Genomic DNA, 920 nt, shown 5'->3' with positions numbered 1-920 from the left:
AAAAATTTTGAGTTTGTAACATCGATTGCTTCAATAAATATTTGTGGCATTTCTGGTTCGGCTTGGGATATTCTGGATTCCTTGGCTAAACACGCCTGTCTAATTGCCTCTGCAGTAGGTTCTGCCCATTTTACCCAAGTAGAATATTTTCCAAACTCACGTCCATCTTCATACCTATTATCAGATGTGGATACAAGACCTATACTTTTATTACCATAATTTACATCACCACCATTAATTTTATTTTGATATCCAGATTCAGACGATATTTCTTTATCGACATAACCGCCAACACAGGGCATTTTAATATAATGCTCTTGGAAACCTTGGCGTATGATTGAATGCTGACCACCTTTACCAACATTTGGAAGAACGATATACCTACCTTTACAATAATTTACTTCATCCAAGATTTTGTGAAGCTGGGAAAGGTTGCTGATGACTTCTTGAGAAATTCTTTGAGTTTGAACTGTCTGTTTATCATATTTGTCTGTAGCCTGAATACCGAGAAAATTGAGAACAGAATTAAGACGTGCATCTTCGAAATCAGCATCAAAAATAATTATGACCTGACTGGCTGGATTGGAAAGACTAAGTTCAATACCCGGAAATACTGTTACAATTTTTTCTGGTTCGCCCATTAATTCGTGTATTTCGTTCTGCTCTTTGGCGACTTTTCTCAAATGCTGGACGAAGACCACATCGTGATGGTCAGTCATTGCGATAGCATTGATTCCAGCACTACTGATTTTATCTAAGTATTCCTTGCAAAATTGTTCGCGATTCTCGTCGATTTGTTGCTTTTCAGCTTCTGATAAATTTGCTATTTGTTCAGCGTTTACACCAAAACGAACACCTGTCCAATTAATATCTCTTGGACTGTGTACTTGAAAATCACATCTATAAAATTTTGCGCCTTT

The 920-nt window shown here is 36.8% G+C and carries 1 pseudogene; it reads right to left on the bottom strand.

What is annotated here, in order from left to right:
- Nucleotides 1-920, bottom strand: a pseudogene (locus RM529_RS17550) (TrlF family ATPase); the annotation flags it as partial.

The organism is Autumnicola edwardsiae, from assembly GCF_031846505.1.
In the GTDB taxonomy this organism is placed as follows: domain Bacteria; phylum Bacteroidota; class Bacteroidia; order Flavobacteriales; family Flavobacteriaceae; genus Autumnicola; species Autumnicola edwardsiae.
This window is presented reverse-complemented; position numbering and strand designations above follow the sequence as displayed.